This is a genomic window from Erwinia plantamica (assembly GCF_043420595.1).
Taxonomy (GTDB): Bacteria; Pseudomonadota; Gammaproteobacteria; order Enterobacterales; family Enterobacteriaceae; genus Erwinia; species Erwinia aeris.
The window spans coordinates 292,402-308,660 of sequence record NZ_JBGCUC010000002.1 but is presented as its reverse complement, the minus strand read 5'-3'; the positions used below and the strand labels follow the sequence as shown (position 1 = coordinate 308,660).

The following is a 16,259-nucleotide window of genomic DNA, read 5'->3' as shown; positions in this document are numbered from 1 at the left end:
CAGCTTTGGTCTGACGGGGCTCGTGCGGTTCTTCTGATGGGCGAGGTTCTCGCGGTGTACAGGACTTTTCTGGCATGCGGGGCTCTTCTGATTCGCACAGCTCCTGTAGTGCACGAGACTCTTTTGGCGTGCAAGCCTCTGCTGATGGGCACCGCTCCCATAGTACGCTAGTGCCTCCTGGCGTATGCGACTCTCCTGACGTGTGCCGTTCTTCTGGCAAGCGTGACTGCCGTGGTGCGCGCGGTTCTCGGGGTTTACGCGGTTCTCGCGGCGTTCGCGGTTCCCGTGGCTCTCTTGGTTCACGCGGTTCCAGCGTTTCTCTGGGCGTGCGCGGCTGTCGCGGTGTACGAGGTTCGCGCGGTTTTTTCCCTGCCGGTTCTGTTTTTTCCTGCACGCTGGCTCCTGATAAATGAACTTTAAAGCCCAGCTTAACAAACGCCGGGGCGCTCAGGAAATGTCGGTGGAAAAGAGCGGGTTTCCCCGCTCAGACGAATACCGCTGCCCCGTTTTCAATATGCTTGTACGGCAGGGCGGCGATAACCCAGCAAGACCATCGCCGTCGACAGCTACTCGCTTTCCATTATGGAGGCGGCCAGCTGCGCGCTGTCCGGCGTGTTGCCGATAAGCTCCGTCAGCAGGTTGTTCACCCCATCGCTCATTGGCGTGAAGCGGGTCTGCGGCGAGCGCGTCACCACGATAAACACGCCGACGCTATAGCGCGGCACCATCGCCATATAGGTAATAAAGCCGCCGCCGCCGCCGGTTTTCTGGATAATGCCCGGACGGCCGCCCTGCGGCGCCATATAAACCCAGCCCATACCCAACGCGGAGGCTTTGCCCGGCACGTCCATTCCCTCGACGTTGGTCAGCTGGCCTCGCTGATAAATCATGGTCTGAATGCGATCGGCCTGAGGCGAACGCGCCTGCAGATCGGAAGACAGGAATTGCTGCATCCAGCGTCCCATATCGTCAGGCGTCGAATAGACGCCGCCGCTGCCGATAGCGGCCAGCGTATTGGTGCAGGGGCTGGCGCCTTTTTCCGCGATCATCAGACGCGAACACTGCTCGGGCGAGGGGGTAAAAGTCGTATCCTTCATGCCTAAAGGGCGCGTAATTTCACGCTGTAGCAACGCCGGATAGGAGGTGCCTGCGGCGCGAGCCAGCGCATCGCCCAGCAGATCGAAAGCCAGATTGGAATAGGCGGCGCGGGTGCCCGGCGCGGCTTTCAGCTGCGCATGTTTCAGCCAGTTCCAGCGCTGGCTGGCGGTTGGCCAGACGAAAACAGGCCGGTTCGGCTTGCCGCCGGGCTGCTCGCGGGGCAAACCGCTGGTATGCGTAGCCAGATTAATCAGGCGGATCGTCTGGCCTGCATAGGCCGGTACCGCGCTGCCCGGCGGCGCATATTTGCTTAGCGGATCGTCAAGCCGCACCACGCCTTTCTCCGCGAGCTTAACCAGCAGCTCGCTGGTCATCAGCTTGGTCAGCGAAGCAATACGGATAACGGACGTTTTCTGCGGCCTGACGCTGCTGCCGGGACGCACCGAGCCAAGACTGGTAAAGACGCGCTGGTTGGCGTCAATCGCCACCATCGCCATGCCGGTCGCTTTGGTGTTATAGAAGATATTCTGCGCGTAGCGATCGACAATCTGCGAGGCCAGTAAAGGATCGGGAGAGGTTCTTGCGGCCAGCGCGCCGAGCGGAAAAAGGACGCAGAGCGCCAGCAGGTGGAGTGGTTTCAACGTGCGTATATCCATCGGGAGCGGAAAAGTGCCCTTATACTAATCTTTTTCCTGGAGAGGAAAAAAGAGCGGCGGCCCTCTTTTTTACGGGCCGCCGTTAGCCGTCAGGCCGCGTTGTGGCTTACTTTGAAGATGCCGATGGCGCGGGAAAGCTGTTCAGCCTGTTCCTGCAGCGATTGCGCGGCGGCGGCGGATTCATTCACCAGCGAGGCGTTCTGCTGCGTAACCTGATCCATCTGGGTAATCGCCATATTGATCTCATCAATGCCGGTGCTCTGCTCGTGGCTGGCGATAGAGATTTCGCCCATGATTTCCGTCACGCTTTTCACGCTGGCCAGCACTTCTTCCATCGTGGTGCCCGCTTTGGCGACCTGCTTGCCGCCTTCGTCCACTTTATTCACGGAATCCTGGATCAGCTGCGCAATTTCTTTAGCGGCGGAGGCCGAACGCTGCGCCAGGTTGCGGACTTCTGAGGCGACAACGGCGAAGCCGCGACCCTGCTCGCCCGCGCGGGCGGCTTCCACGGCGGCGTTAAGCGCCAGGATATTGGTCTGGAAGGCGATGCCGTCAATCACGCTGATAATGTCGACAATTTTCTTCGACGAGGTGTTGATCATTTCCATGGTGCTGACGACCTGATTCACCGCCGAGCCGCTCTGCACGGCTACTTTCGAGGCCAGCGCGGCCAGCTCGTTAGCCTGACGAGCATTGTCTGCGTTTTGCTTCACGGTAGAGGTCATCTGCTCCATTGCGGAGGCGGTCTCCTCCAGCGAGCTGGCCTGCTGCTCGGTACGGGAAGAAAGATCCATATTGCCCAGTGAAATTTCGCCGGAGGCGGTAGCGATTAGCTCGGTGCCGGAGCGAACTTCGGTCACGATACGCAGCAGGTTTTCATTCATGGTTTTCAACGCCTGCATCAGCTGACCGGTTTCGTCAGTTGAATTCACGCGGATCTGCGTACGCAGATCGCCCGCCGCCACGTTTTCAGCAATACGTACTGCTTCGCGCAGCGGGGCAACGATAGAGCTGGTCAGGAAATAGCCCAGCACGACCGCCAGCAACGCCGCCAGCGTGGAGAAAATCAGCGTAATGCGGATTGCGGTAGCGCCATCGGCAACGGCGTTAGCGCCTTCCGCCTGCAGCTGTCCGGACTGTGAATCGGCAAAACGCTTTACGATATCCAGATAGGCGGTTTGGGCAGGCGTCATTTTCATCAGCGCATAGTCGGCGGCAGCATCCTGATTACCGGCGCGCACTAAAGTAAGCAGCTCGCTTTTGGCCGTTTCAAACTGCTGCGCCGCCTCTTTTACTGCCTGGATTTTCTTGATGCCGACTTCGGTTGTTTGCAGTTTGGCAATCTTGTCTATCGTCTGGTTGGTTTGCTGCGTCACGCTGTCCAGCTGGCCGTAACGCTTCTGGTTTTTCTCCGGATGCGAAGTCTCAATAACCATCCCGCGCAGATATTTAATCTGATCGTTAACCCCGTCGCGCGCGTCAAAAGCCAGCCTCACCTTGATATAGCGATCGTTAACAATGCGATCCACCGCGCCGTTAATGCTGCCGATTTTTACAATAGCCGTTACGCTGACCACGATTAATAACAGTATTACCAGGGCAAACGCCGCGCCGAGGCGCACGCCGACTTTCAAGTTTTTTACAGAAATCATCCGGATTGTTCCTTGCTGTTTAAAAAAGAGTCACTGAGGAAACCTTTAGCATTACAGGGGCATTAAATCGGCAGCAGGCGTGAAAACTTGATGGCATTGTGAGCGAAATCGCGCATAAGGCATGGACGGAAAAGAAAAAATGCGGCCGGGGAGAGGACAATTTACTGAACAGGCACGACTTTTAGACTAACCAGCCCGATGCCAAGCTGACGGGCGGTGAAACCGGCTACCGCGCCTTCGGCAGTGGTTTCCGGCACCGGCGCTCTGATAACCAGCGTGCGTTCCCGTGTCGGGTTGGACAGGCGAATGCTGACCGTACTGTCGCTATGGCTCAGGCGGAACGTCTGCTCGCTATCGCCAATTTTAACAACGAAAGGCCGCTGGCTGTTGGCGCCAAACGCGCGGGCCGTCAGCAGCAGATCGAAGGTTTCCGGCAGCGGCTCCAGCCAGGTAAGGGTGACTTCAGGCAGCAGTCCGGCATCCGACCAACGTCCGCCCCAGGGTTCGATATAGGAAAGGCCGGTGACCTTCTGCACCTGTTTTGGCAGGCCAGGCAGGGCAAACAGCAGCGTGTCGGAGGCATAGCGTAAATCCTCATCGGCAATGCGCAGCCGGGTCACGGTTTGCTGATAGCGTTCCTCGCTTTGATCACCAATCTGGCGGAAGCCCACGCGGCCCTGAGTCACGCCGGGGTTGATCTCGCGGATAGTTGGCGGTGAATTCAGCGTGCCGTCGGCAATGCACAGCTGCCTGTTAAGCGCCAGTTTCTCATCCCAGACATCGCCCATTTTAAAGCAGCTATCGATCCAGACGAACTTCTCATCCGGCGCAAAATTAGCCAGCTGCTGTTTTAACGGCGGCGCCAGATAGACGTCGAACTTCGGCTCGATTTTGCCCGGTTTAACGGAGAGCAGCAGCGGCAGTTTGAAATGCACGCCGGCAAAGCTGAAGGTGTTATTCACCGTGTCCGTTTTATAATCGGCAATCGCCTTCGGAAAATTCCACAGTTTAATCACGTCCGGCTTCCACTCGTTGATCTTCTCTTTGATATTCAGGTAAGTCGCGGCAAGAGAAGAGGACGAAAGGCTGCTGCGCCCCAGGCCGATAAAGTTATCGCCGCCCAGCGCGTCCAGCACCGTCGCGCCGTTGTCCAGCGTGCTGCGCTTAACCGCAATGACTTTACCGTCGTCGTTATCGCCACGCAGCATAAAGAAGAGATTGCTGCGGTCGTGCTGGTTAAGGAATTTCCAGGCGGTATTGTTCATTGCCAGATGATCGGAGCTGACCACGATAATCATATTTTTAAACCACGGCGTGGCGCGGATCCGCTCTATCAGATGCGCAATATGCTGCTGGCTGCAGGCGACAGCGGCGAAAGATTTGTTTTGTTTGCCTTCCCACAGATAGCTGTTGCGCTGGCAGCTGCGCGAAATAAAACCGTCAGGGTGGTGCGTATCCACCGTCAGAGCAAACAGCGAGAAAGGCTGACCCTGCTGCGCCAGCTCGACATATTTATCGTAAACGCTATCCAGCACCGTATCGTCATACCAGCCCCAGTCGTTACGGTAGCTCGGATCTTTCACCACGCTTTTCAGTTCGTTAAATCCATACAGATGGTCGAACCCGTGCGAGGAGAGGAACAGATCTTTACCGGCAAAGCTCAGGCTGGCGCCCTGGTAGAAGTAGTTTTGATAACCCGCCGCTTTCAGAATGTCGCCCAGGCAGACATTCTGCGGATAGAAAGTTGAAAGCGAGCTGGAGGCGTTGCCGTCGAAAGGCGCGAACAGCGGGATACCGCACTGCGAGGCGACCATTCCCGCAATCGTATATTCGGTGCCGGGCAGCTGCTGAGTGTTGCTGAAATCCAGCGAACCCGCTTTGACGGCGTTAAGTTCCGGCGCAAGATGGGGAAAGGCTGCTTCGTCAAAGTAGGTGCGTTCCAGGCTCTCGGCATAGATATAAACCAGATTCGGTTTATCGCCGCGTATCTGCGTGCCGGGCACCTTATAGTGCGCGTAAAAATCGGAGTCGCCTTTGCCCAGCTGCGATTTCAGCAGATCGGCCACCTGCTGATAAGCGGGCGTGGTTTTGATCGAGGCCAGCGCCAGCACAATCGCCAACAGGCCGCAAAGCTTGCTGCCGCCACGCTTTCGGCCGCGTCGTAAGATCCAGGCAAGCAGGGCAAACAGTACCAGCAGCGCCAGCACCATGCCTGCGGCCGGCAGCAAATATTTACCGATGCCCGCGCCGCTCAGGCTGTTGGTGAGGGTATAGATAACCGCGTCATTAATGCCTTCGCCCGTAAAGTAGTTGCTGGCAAGCAGCGAAGCATTCAGCACGATATAAATGCCCAGAAGTAAAACAATCGCGGAAAAGCCCAGCCTGTTTTTTCCAGCTTTCCAGCTGTACAGCGCGGCCGAGGCGATAAAAAGAAGCAGTGAAAGTGATTCAGATCCCATTATTTTTTATATTCCCCGAAAAAGGCAGTCCCTGCCGGTATTCATCACCAATTTGTAGCGAATCTTCCAATTTAACGCAGCCGGTTAAGGCTGGCAATAAGCGGCCAGACGAGAAAAATGACCGCCGTCACGGGGATAAACTTTCGTTGAGGTTCTGTTTAACTTCGCGTTTAACGAGGCTCAGGGACGCGGGCAAATCGTCAGAGCTAAAAATAAATTAATTAAAGATTAAGGCCTTCGCTGCCGAAAACCTGGTCAGGCTCTCCAGCGTTATCGGGAAACAGGGGCACAACGTGGACAGGGAATGAGAAACGTGTCGCCTCGGGCGTTTATTGGCAGGCGCTTTTAGCAATTCTAAAACAAAAATAGATAAGAGATTTTACAAAAGCCTTTTTTATCCGCTGTACTGCCGCGCTTAATCCCTATAATCGCGCGCAAAATCGGCTTTATGTGACGTTTTTTTGCTTTTTCGTTCTCTCTTTTTTTAGCAATGCTTTACAGGGCTACATAATGTTAACAAAAATGCGCGTGTTAAGTCAGGCTGTCGGCCTGGCGCTGGTGATGGGCGGAGCGTCTTTTGCCGCAAACGCTGAAGTAACGTTGATCAAACAGGATCCGCAGGCGGGCGATCCGCTGAGCCGTCTGAATTTCACCGTTGGCGGCAGTATCCGTCCCCAGTTCAATAACCTGACCGGCGACGACGGTAAAAATGCCTATAAGCGTAACGGCTTTGATGGCGGCACTCGTTTCCGTTTCCTGGCCGATTACTACCTGTTTGACGATGTCAGCTGGGTGGGGTATTACGAGCTGGGCGTAAATATTCCGGCGCTGTTCGACTGGGACAACCATTATGCGGCTAAAGCGCATGACACCAGCCGCCGTATGCTTTACACCGGTTTCCAGAGCAAGACCTGGGGTAAACTGACCTTCGGTCAGCAGAACAGCGTGTATTACGATGTGGTCGGCGCGAAAACCGATATCTGGGACTACGACATGCTGGCGCAGGCGCCGGGCAACGGCATCAACGGCGACTACGACGGTTCTTACCGTTCACGCAAAATGCTGAAGTATAAAAACACCTTCGGTAATGCGGACGTGCTGGCTTCTTATCTGTTTGCTGATAACGAATATTTGCCGGGTGATGGCCTGCGCTACAAGCGTCAGGGCGGCGGCTCGCTGGGCGTGGATTACCATCTGAGCAAAGAGCTGACCTGGGGGGCGGCGTGGAACTATACCCGTGCTGATATGCGTAATCCGGGCACCGGCGACGATAAAACCTGGAACCAGAACATTTACGGGACTTCCCTTAGCTGGAAGCCAGACAGCTGGACCTTCTCGCTTGGCGGCGGCTATTACCAGAACTATCTGCTGAGCAAGAAAAAAGGCGTGGATAACTACTTTGCTGGCGATGCGTGGGGTATTGAGTACCTCGCGGGCTACACCATCCCGGTTGGCAACTACGGCCTGAAAACCTTTATGCCGTATGTGATGGGCGACCGTCTGGAATACGTTAACGATCGCGACTATCAGCGTATCGATAACGGCGTGGGGATCACCTTCCAGCTCGACTACGGTTTCCGCGTGGATTATGAACACGTCTTCACCTCAAGCAGCGATAACCTGGGCGATATGAACCTGGTGCGTCTGCGTTACGACTTCTGATGCTCGCTTTCCCCGGCTTCGGCCGGGGATTGTTTCACTGCCCATGCCTTAAAGCTCGCCTGTCATATACTGCGCCACGCCGTTACCGAAGCTCCAGTCGCCCTTGCTGTTAGTGATAAAGCTGATCATCACGTCGGCCGGTGAAATACCGCAGCTCTCTTGTAGTTCACGACACAGTTCCGCCATAAAAAATTGCTTCTGCTCATCGCTGCGTGGACTGGTAAACACCCGTACCATCACCAGGTTATCGGTGCGCGTCAGCCCCAGGCCGGTATCCTCAAACACCATCTGACAAGGCTTGTTTTCGTGAACAATCTGGTAGCGATCGCGCGCCGGTACTTTAAAAGCGGCCAGCACGGCGCGGTGCGCGGCATCCAGCAGCGTTTTCAGTTCCGATTCCGAGCGACCCTGAATGACGTCAAATTGCAGTAATGGCATGGTTTTCCCCTTAAAATATAGTGTAATGGCACCTGAGCGGCAGAAGTTACTTTAGGGGCATTAGCGCGCGGGAAAAAGCGCTATAGTTGAAATGATTATTTATTATAGTGAACAATGACGATGGCTATAAAAACCGATGCGTTATGGCTACATCTTCACTGGCTAACCGTGCTGGCTGAGCAGGGCAGCTTTACCCGCGCGGCCGAAAGGCTGGAAGTCAGCAAGGCCGCCATGAGCCAGAAAATCAAAGAGCTGGAGCAGCAGGCGGGCGTGCCATTGGTAACCAGAACCACCCGTACCCTGCGGCTGACCAGCGCGGGCGAAAAACTGGTTGAGGAGCTGCGTGCGCCTTTCGCTCAGATAGAACAGAGTTTTTTCAGTGTGCGCGATTCGGCCGGGCCGCTGCGGGGATTGATCCGCGTAACCGCGCCGGTCGCTTTTGCCCGGCAGCAGCTGGTGCCGCATATCACCGCTTTCCTGAAAGAACATCCCCAGGTTCGTGTACAGCTGGAAGTGTCCGATCGGCTGGTTTCTCTGGCCAGTGAAGGGTTCGATCTTGCCATTCGCCACAGCGATACGCTGCCCGATACGCATGTAGCGCTACCGCTATGCGCCACGCGCGCGCTGGTTGTGGCATCACCGGTTTATCTGCGCCAGTACGGCCAGCCGCAAACGCCGCAGGCGCTAAGCGAACATCAGTGCCTCTACTATCCGCGCGGCACGGAAACGCCGCAGTGGACTTTTTGCCGGGAAAACAGCAGCGAAAAAGTCGTGGTTAATGTCAGCGGCCCCTTCGCGACCAATAATAGCGAATCGATAAGGGATGCCGCGCTGGAAGGATTGGGCATCGCGCTGCTGCCTGATTTCAGCGCGCAGGGTGCCCTTGCCGACGGAAGACTGGTCGAGGTTTTGCCGCAGTGGCGAACGCCGGGCGCTTTTGCCGAACATCTTTACGTCGTCCGTCCCTGGGCTGCTCAGGTCCCACGGGCCGTAAGCGGATTCGTACACTGGCTGCGCGACGCTTTCGAGCGCCAAAGCAAAAGCGCCATGGCGCCGTAAGCTACCTTTAAAGCTATTGATCACGAAGATGAAGACACGCAGGGCGGCCGCCCTGAAAGTGATTGCCGCTTTGTCAGCAGGAAGAGGCTGTGAAGCGCTGAGCTATTTTACTCTTCCCTGAACGACAGGAGAAAACGTATGGAAGCCGAGATGCATGGCATCAACGATATTCTTGCGCCCGACCTTAGCGTGATTTTTTGCGGCATTAACCCGGGAAAATCTTCTGCGCATACCGGGTTTCATTTTGCGCATCCCGGAAACCGTTTCTGGAAAACCATCTGGCAGGCGGGTTTCACCGAGCGTCAGCTAAAGCCGGAAGAGGAAAAGCTGCTGCTGACCACGCGCTGCGGTATCACCATGCTGGTGGAAAGGCCCACCCGTGAGGCTACGGAGCTTTCCGCTACGGAGCTACGCGAAGGCGGCAAACTGTTAGTCGATAAGATCATGCGCTATCAGCCCGAGGCGCTGGCGGTATTAGGCAAGCAGGCCTACAGGCAGGCTTTCGGCATCAGTAAGGTGGCATGGGGCAGGCAGCCGCATAAGCTGGGTGAAACGGAAGTCTGGGTGCTACCCAATCCCAGCGGGCTGAACCGTGCTTCGCAAGAGGAGCTGGTGGCGGCCTATAAAGAATTGGTAATGGCTTTAGCTGCTCGTTGAGACGATTTACATCGGCGTTGCAGGAAAATCAGAGCCAGCGCCAGATTTAGTGAATTGCATCAGCGCGGGGAGAGGAAGGGCGTTACACTGCGCGACGGGTGCTCAGGATCTTTTTGTTCCGGGCAGCCGGGACGGAAAGAGAAAAGCCCCACCCGACGTCAGTCAAAGTGAGGCTACTTTCTACATCCCACAATGTAAAGGTAGCCTTTTACCCGCTGTAAAGCAATGGAAAAGGAGGCCTGGGATGGCACAAAAATTGTTCGCGCTCTGTTTAATAGTGGTCTGTGTAACGGTGATAGCCGTTATCTGGATCACGCGCGGCTCGCTCTGCGAGCTGCACGTTAAGCAGGGAGGTACAGAGGTTGTGGCCAGCTTAGCCTGCAACGCCGCAGGGTAGGGCAAACCGCCGGCGGACAGGACGTCTGCCGGCGCATTGTTGGGAGGATCCTTGAGCACCCTTCTTAAGGCACCTTAAAAACGCCTTCATTCAATCCGCTACATATTCCCTGGTACGATCACCACGGTAGACGGCCTTAGGCCCTGCCGTTTTCACGCTTGTTGCAGGAAAATCAGATCCAGTATCAGGTTTAGTAAATTGCGCCAGCGGAGGGAGATAAAGCGCGCTACACTGCGCGACGGGTGCTCAGGATCTTTTTGTTCCGGGCAGCCGGGACGGAAAGAGAAAAGCCCCACCCGACGTCAGTCAAAGTGAGGCTACTTTCTACATCCCACAATGTAAAGGTAGCCTTTTACCCGCTGTAAAGCAATGGAAAAGGAGGCCTGGGATGGCACAAAAATTGTTCGCGCTCTGTTTAATAGTGGTCTGTGTAACGGTGATAGCCGTTATCTGGATCACGCGCGGCTCGCTCTGCGAGCTGCACGTTAAGCAGGGAGGTACAGAGGTTGTGGCCAGCTTAGCCTGCAACGCCGCAGGGTAGGGCAAACCGCCGGTGGACAGGAGGTCCGCCGGCACATTGCTGGGGGGATCCTTGAGCACCCTTCTTCAGATAGAAAAAAGCCCCGGCCTGGGCCGGGGCTTCTTGTCACGCAGGCTGGATTAATCGTCCAGGAAGCTGCGCAGTACTTCGGAGCGGCTTGGATGGCGCAGCTTACGCAGCGCCTTGGCTTCAATCTGACGAATACGCTCACGGGTAACGTCAAACTGCTTGCCGACTTCTTCCAGCGTATGGTCGGTGTTCATATCGATACCAAAACGCATACGCAGCACTTTCGCTTCACGCGCCGTCAGGCCGGCCAGCACGTCGTGAGTCGCTGAACGCAGGCTCTCGGAGGTGGCGGAGTCCAGCGGCAGCTCCAGCGTAGTGTCTTCGATAAAATCGCCCAGATGCGAATCTTCATCATCACCGATCGGCGTCTCCATGGAGATTGGCTCTTTGGCGATCTTCAGCACCTTGCGGATTTTATCTTCCGGCATCAGCATCCGCTCGGCCAGCTCTTCCGGCGTAGGTTCGCGGCCCATTTCCTGCAGCATCTGGCGGGAGATACGGTTGAGCTTGTTGATAGTCTCAATCATATGCACCGGGATACGGATGGTGCGCGCCTGGTCAGCGATAGAGCGGGTGATAGCCTGACGGATCCACCAGGTAGCATAGGTCGAAAACTTATAGCCACGGCGATATTCAAACTTATCTACGGCCTTCATCAGGCCGATGTTGCCTTCCTGGATCAAATCCAGGAACTGCAGGCCGCGGTTGGTGTACTTTTTAGCAATAGAGATAACCAGACGCAGGTTAGCCTCAACCATCTCTTTTTTCGCACGACGCGCTTTCGCTTCGCCGATGGACATCCGGCGGTTGATATCTTTTACCTGTTCAATCGTCAGGCCGGTCTCTTCTTCAATCTGCGCCAGCTTCATCAGGCTGCGCTGAACGTCTTCCGACACGTCCTTGAGCTTCTCGGACCACGGTTTGTTCATTGCCAGCGCGGCGTTGAACCAGGTTTCGCTGGTTTCATTGCCGGTGAACAGCGTGATGAAGTTCTTTTTCGGCATCTTACAGATTTCAACACACAGTTTCATGATGAGGCGTTCCTGAGTACGGACGCGATCCATCATGGTACGCATGTTGTTCACCAGGTAGTCAAACTGCTTCGGCACCAGGCGGAACTGTTTAAAGACGTCGGACAGGTTTTGGATCTCGCTGACGGCGTCGGCATGGCTGCGGCCTTTGGCCTTGATCACCGTACGCGTTTTCTCGTACTGCGTGCGCAGCTCGGTGAATTTCTCACGCGCCAGTTCCGGGTCGATGCTGTTGTCATCGTCAGCGGTGTCGTCGTCGGACTCTTCGTCTTCGTCTTCGTCGTCGTCGCGCTCTTCTTCAGAGAGTTCAGAACCTACATGCGTTGCCGTAGGCGCAATCTCTTCTGCCGCGTTCGGATCGACAAAGCCGGTGATCATATCGGAAAGACGAGCTTCGCCAGCCTCGACGCGATCGTACTGCTCCAGCAGGTAGGTGATAGCCTCCGGGTATTCGGCAACGGAACACTGCACCTGGTTGATGCCGTCTTCGATACGCTTGGCGATGTCGATTTCGCCTTCGCGCGTCAGCAGTTCGACGGTGCCCATTTCGCGCATGTACATACGGACCGGATCGGTAGTCCGCCCGATTTCAGATTCAACGCTGGAGAGTACCTGAGCAGCCGCTTCGGCAGCATCTTCGTCCGTATCGCTGCTGTTTTCATTCAGCATCAGATCGTCGGCATCAGGCGCTTCTTCCACAACCTGTATGCCCATGTCGTTGATCATCTGGATGATGTCTTCGATCTGATCGGAGTCGACGATATCTTCCGGCAGATGGTCATTGACCTCGGCATAGGTCAGATAGCCTTGCTCCTTACCACGGGTGACAAGCAGCTTCAGCTGTGACTGCGGGTTTTGCTCCATAAGACGGTATCCACACTTCTGTTAAATTAGATTGGTGTTGGTCGGCTAAGTTTAAGCAGCCAACAATAACAGTGAGGGCGTTGGTTTATTGCCGCTGCCCATCGTGGCGGCTGCCAGGCTCAACCTGGCGGATAGTCGGCACTTAAGCCGCGGATATGCTGACAGAAGCTTTTTTCCTGCCGGTCTATTGCTGATAGCGTTTAAACCGGCTGCGACGATATGCGCTTCATCATGTTTCCATCGCCGCTGTTAATTCGTTTGTTACTGTTTTTTCAGGGCCTGGCTGAGCGTCCAAAATTCACGACGCTCTTCGGCATTCAGGCCGTGCGTGCGGTCGCGCGCAATTAACTCTTCCAGCCTGCGCTCCAGCGCCGCATCATACATGCTGGCCAGCGAGTCCTTGAACATGGTTTCCACTTCATCCTCAACTATCATGTGGTTCCATGTTGCCAGCGTTTCAAGGCTTTGGCTAAATTTTGTGCCGCGATAAAGTTCCAGTAACTGGCCCGTCGTCAGGCCAGGATGCGCTACGCAAGTACTCACTAACTCTACGAATAGCGGGAACCCGGGAAGCTCCGAATTATTCAGCCCTTCCAACGAAGGGACCATCGTCGCCAGCGCCGGATTCTGGATCAGCAATCCAATCAGTATACGCATGGTTGTGCGTTTTAGCTGGGGCTGCTGGGACTGTTTTGCACTTTCGTGCTGTTTCGTCAGCAGTTTTTCCAGTTGCACATGATCAGGGATCCCTAACTTGTCGCCCAGTACCTGAAGTAAATAAATACGTAACGTTTCGCCGGTAACCTGACTAATTAAGGGCAACGCCAGCGCGGTCAGCTGCGTACGGCCATCAGGCGTACTCAGATCGACCTGCGGCATCAGCGTATCGAACAGGAAAGCGGAGAGCGGCATCGCCTGCTCCATCCGCGCCTCGAACGCGTCTTTTCCCTCTTTCCGCACCAGCGTATCGGGATCTTCGCCGTCCGGCAGAAACATAAAGCGTAGCTGACGTCCGTCATTCATGTAAGGCAATGCGGTTTCCAGCGCACGCCATGCTGCTTCCCGACCCGCTCTGTCGCCGTCGTAGCAGCAAATTACCGTATCGGTCGTGCGAAAAAGCAGTTGGATATGCTCGGGCGTAGTGGAAGTGCCGAGCGATGCAACGGCATAATCAATGCCGAACTGCGCCAGCGCCACCACGTCCATGTAGCCTTCCACCACCAGAAGCTTAGCGGGTTCTGGATGTTTCTTTTGCGCTTCATACAGGCCGTACAGCTGGCGGCCTTTATGGAATATTTCGGTTTCCGGCGAGTTAAGGTATTTAGGGAGTGCATCGCCGACAACGCGGCCGCCAAACCCGATAACACGTCCACGCTTATCGTGGATAGGAAACATAATGCGTTCACGAAAACGATCGTAGCTGCGTCCCTGATCGTTGGTGACCAGCATACCGGCATCGCTCAGAGACTGGCGGTCTTCCTGGCTGCGACCAAAACGTTTTAGCGCGTTATCCCAACCCGCAGGCGCAAAGCCAATCGAAAAATGCCGGATAACATCGTCGCTAAGACCGCGTTTGGTAAGATAATCGCGCGCGCCAGCCGCCTGGTTCTGCGTAAGCGACTGCTGGTAGAAATCATTCAGGCTGCCCATCAGCTGATAAAGACTCTGGCGCTGATGACGCTCTAACTGACTGGGGCCGGAACCGCTCTCATACGGCACTTCGAGGCCGTAAAGCGTTGCCAGTTCTTCAATGCTTTCGACGAACTCCAGCCGATCGTAATTCATTAAGAAATCGATCGCGTTGCCGTGCGCGCCGCAGCCGAAGCAGTGGTAAAACTGTTTTTCACCGTTGACGGTAAAAGAGGGCGTCTTTTCGTTATGAAAGGGACAGCACGCGTGATAGTTCTTGCCCTGCTTCTTTAGCTTTACGCGCGCATCGATAAGATCCACGATGTCCGTGCGAGCCAGCAAGTCATTGATAAATACGCGTGGAATTCGTCCAGCCATAGGCCTATCAGCTCATAAACGAGAACAAGCCGCGCATTCCTTTCGGAAAGCACGGCCTTGTATACTACTACTGGTCTGTGAAGCCTGAGGGCAAGCCCTCAATAATTAGTACAGACGAGTGCGGCGTGCGTTTTCGCGAGCCAGTTTCTTCGCGTGGCGTTTCACAGCAGAAGCTTTAGCGCGCTTACGTTCGGTAGTAGGTTTTTCATAAAACTCACGACGACGAACTTCAGCCAGAACGCCTGCTTTCTCGCAAGAACGCTTGAAGCGACGCAGTGCTACGTCAAATGGCTCGTTTTCACGTACTTTAATTACCGGCATGTAACTCTCACCTCGATAAATTCGGTTTTGTTGCTGACGTCAGTGCCAGCTTGTTTCAAAATGGTGCGGAATTTTACTCCAACACAGGCTGCGTTGTAAAGCACCATAGCATAATGTCTCACCAACAGATGCGCCTGTGCGGCTGCCGGTTTTTTCAGGGCAAGGATTATACCGCACTCGAAGAGGCGAGGCGATGAAATTTTCCTCTTATCGATCATGGCGATCGGTGGATAACACGGAAATTTGCCGCAGCGCGAAGCGGCTTCATGTTACACTGCGCGCCGCAAGAATGAGGTAAATGCCATGCGTGTGCTCGGAATAGAAACTTCCTGCGATGAAACCGGTATCGCGATTTACGACGATAATGCCGGATTGCTCGCTAACCAACTTTACAGCCAGGTCAAACTGCACGCCGACTACGGCGGCGTGGTGCCGGAACTGGCTTCGCGCGATCACGTGCGTAAAACCGTGCCTTTAATTCAGGCTGCCCTAAAAGAGGCGGGCCTGCAGGCGCAAGATATAGATGCCGTAGCCTATACCGCAGGGCCTGGCCTTGTTGGCGCGCTGCTGGTCGGGGCCACCATCGGTCGTTCGCTGGCTTTTGCCTGGAACGTGCCGGCGGTGCCGGTACACCACATGGAAGGGCATTTGCTGGCGCCGATGCTGGAAGACAATCCGCCTGCGTTTCCCTTTGTCGCGCTGCTGGTTTCCGGCGGTCATACGCAGCTGATTAGCGTCACCGGCATCGGTGAATACCAGCTGCTTGGCGAATCCGTGGATGATGCGGCCGGCGAAGCCTTCGATAAAACGGCCAAGCTGCTGGGTCTGGACTATCCGGGCGGGCCGATGCTGTCGAAAATGGCGCAGCAGGGCGTGGAAAAGCGCTTTATCTTTCCGCGTCCTATGACCGACAGGCCTGGGCTGGATTTCAGCTTTTCCGGTTTGAAAACATTCGCAGCGAATACCATTCGTGAAAACGCCGGTGACGATCAGACGCGCGCGGACGTGGCTCGTGCCTTTGAAGATGCCGTTGTCGATACGCTGATCATCAAATGCAAACGCGCGCTGGAGCAAACCGGCTTTACGCGGCTGGTGATTGCAGGCGGCGTCAGCGCTAACCGTACGCTGCGGGCAAGAATGGCCGACGTGATGCGAGCGCGGGGCGGAGAGGTGTTTTACGCCAGGCCGGAGTTCTGCACCGATAACGGCGCGATGATCGCCTACGCGGGTATGGTCAGGCTCAAAGGCGGGACAAGCAGCGACCTGAGCGTTAGCGTCCGTCCGCGCTGGCCGCTGTCGGAGCTTTCACCGCTGGAAAGCCGCTGACATAAAAGCGCCATTGCTCATG

At 55.6% G+C, this 16,259-nt stretch carries 13 protein-coding genes; 6 read left to right on the top strand and 7 right to left on the bottom strand.

All coding sequences use genetic code 11. The features are described from left to right. Window positions 1-566: 566 nt before the first annotated feature. The 3 genes from ampH to opgB form a co-directional block, all read right to left on the bottom strand. Entirely contained in the window at window positions 567-1,754 is a 1,188-nt protein-coding gene (gene ampH, locus AB3U87_RS03235; protein ID WP_253458157.1) for a D-alanyl-D-alanine-carboxypeptidase/endopeptidase AmpH, read from the bottom strand. An 89-nt stretch (window positions 1,755-1,843) separates the two neighbouring features. After that, window positions 1,844-3,406 carry a methyl-accepting chemotaxis protein gene (locus AB3U87_RS03230; protein WP_394148374.1) on the bottom strand — a complete coding sequence of 521 codons (1,563 nt, stop codon included), beginning with the start codon at window positions 3,404-3,406 and terminating at the stop codon, window positions 1,844-1,846. 161 nt (window positions 3,407-3,567) lie between these two features. Beyond that, a complete protein-coding gene (gene opgB, locus AB3U87_RS03225; RefSeq protein ID WP_394148372.1) occupies window positions 3,568-5,865 on the bottom strand; it encodes a phosphatidylglycerol--membrane-oligosaccharide glycerophosphotransferase in 2,298 nt (765 codons plus the stop codon). 510 nt (window positions 5,866-6,375) lie between these two features. Between opgB and AB3U87_RS03220 the strand changes: the two genes are divergently transcribed. Continuing rightward, window positions 6,376-7,527, top strand: coding sequence for a porin (locus AB3U87_RS03220; RefSeq protein ID WP_253458166.1), 1,152 nt, complete (start codon window positions 6,376-6,378; stop codon window positions 7,525-7,527). 48 nt (window positions 7,528-7,575) lie between these two features. On the opposite strand, the gene AB3U87_RS03215 is transcribed toward AB3U87_RS03220, so the two are convergent. After that, window positions 7,576-7,965 (bottom strand): tautomerase family protein, encoded by a 390-nt coding sequence (locus AB3U87_RS03215; RefSeq protein WP_394148370.1) that lies wholly within the window; start codon window positions 7,963-7,965, stop codon window positions 7,576-7,578. A 120-nt stretch (window positions 7,966-8,085) separates the two neighbouring features. Between AB3U87_RS03215 and AB3U87_RS03210 the strand changes: the two genes are divergently transcribed. The 4 genes from AB3U87_RS03210 (at window position 8,086) to AB3U87_RS03195 (ending at window position 10,619) form a co-directional block, all read left to right on the top strand. Next, window positions 8,086-9,024 (top strand): LysR substrate-binding domain-containing protein, encoded by a 939-nt coding sequence (locus tag AB3U87_RS03210; RefSeq protein ID WP_253458172.1) that lies wholly within the window; start codon window positions 8,086-8,088, stop codon window positions 9,022-9,024. A 138-nt stretch (window positions 9,025-9,162) separates the two neighbouring features. Next, entirely contained in the window at window positions 9,163-9,681 is a 519-nt protein-coding gene (gene mug, locus AB3U87_RS03205; protein WP_394148369.1) for a G/U mismatch-specific DNA glycosylase, read from the top strand. Between the two features lie 244 nt (window positions 9,682-9,925). Next, window positions 9,926-10,078, top strand: a complete 153-nt coding sequence (locus AB3U87_RS03200; protein ID WP_253458178.1) for a Hok/Gef family protein — start codon at window positions 9,926-9,928, stop codon at window positions 10,076-10,078. A 388-nt stretch (window positions 10,079-10,466) separates the two neighbouring features. After that, a complete protein-coding gene (locus AB3U87_RS03195) occupies window positions 10,467-10,619 on the top strand; it encodes a Hok/Gef family protein (RefSeq protein ID WP_253458178.1) in 153 nt (50 codons plus the stop codon). Between the two features lie 119 nt (window positions 10,620-10,738). On the opposite strand, the gene rpoD is transcribed toward AB3U87_RS03195, so the two are convergent. The 3 genes from rpoD to rpsU form a co-directional block, all read right to left on the bottom strand. Continuing rightward, window positions 10,739-12,583 (bottom strand): RNA polymerase sigma factor RpoD, encoded by a 1,845-nt coding sequence (rpoD, locus tag AB3U87_RS03190; RefSeq protein WP_125287187.1) that lies wholly within the window; start codon window positions 12,581-12,583, stop codon window positions 10,739-10,741. Window positions 12,584-12,844: 261 nt separating this feature from the next. Beyond that, window positions 12,845-14,590 (bottom strand): DNA primase, encoded by a 1,746-nt coding sequence (dnaG, locus tag AB3U87_RS03185; protein WP_370734614.1) that lies wholly within the window; start codon window positions 14,588-14,590, stop codon window positions 12,845-12,847. 105 nt (window positions 14,591-14,695) lie between these two features. Further along, on the bottom strand, window positions 14,696-14,911 hold the full coding sequence (gene rpsU, locus AB3U87_RS03180) for a 30S ribosomal protein S21 (protein WP_001144069.1): 216 nt from the start codon (window positions 14,909-14,911) through the stop codon (window positions 14,696-14,698). Between the two features lie 303 nt (window positions 14,912-15,214). On the opposite strand from rpsU, the gene tsaD reads away from it, so the two are divergent. Then, window positions 15,215-16,237, top strand: a complete 1,023-nt coding sequence (gene tsaD, locus AB3U87_RS03175; protein WP_301250647.1) for a tRNA (adenosine(37)-N6)-threonylcarbamoyltransferase complex transferase subunit TsaD — start codon at window positions 15,215-15,217, stop codon at window positions 16,235-16,237. Window positions 16,238-16,259 lie beyond the last annotated feature (22 nt).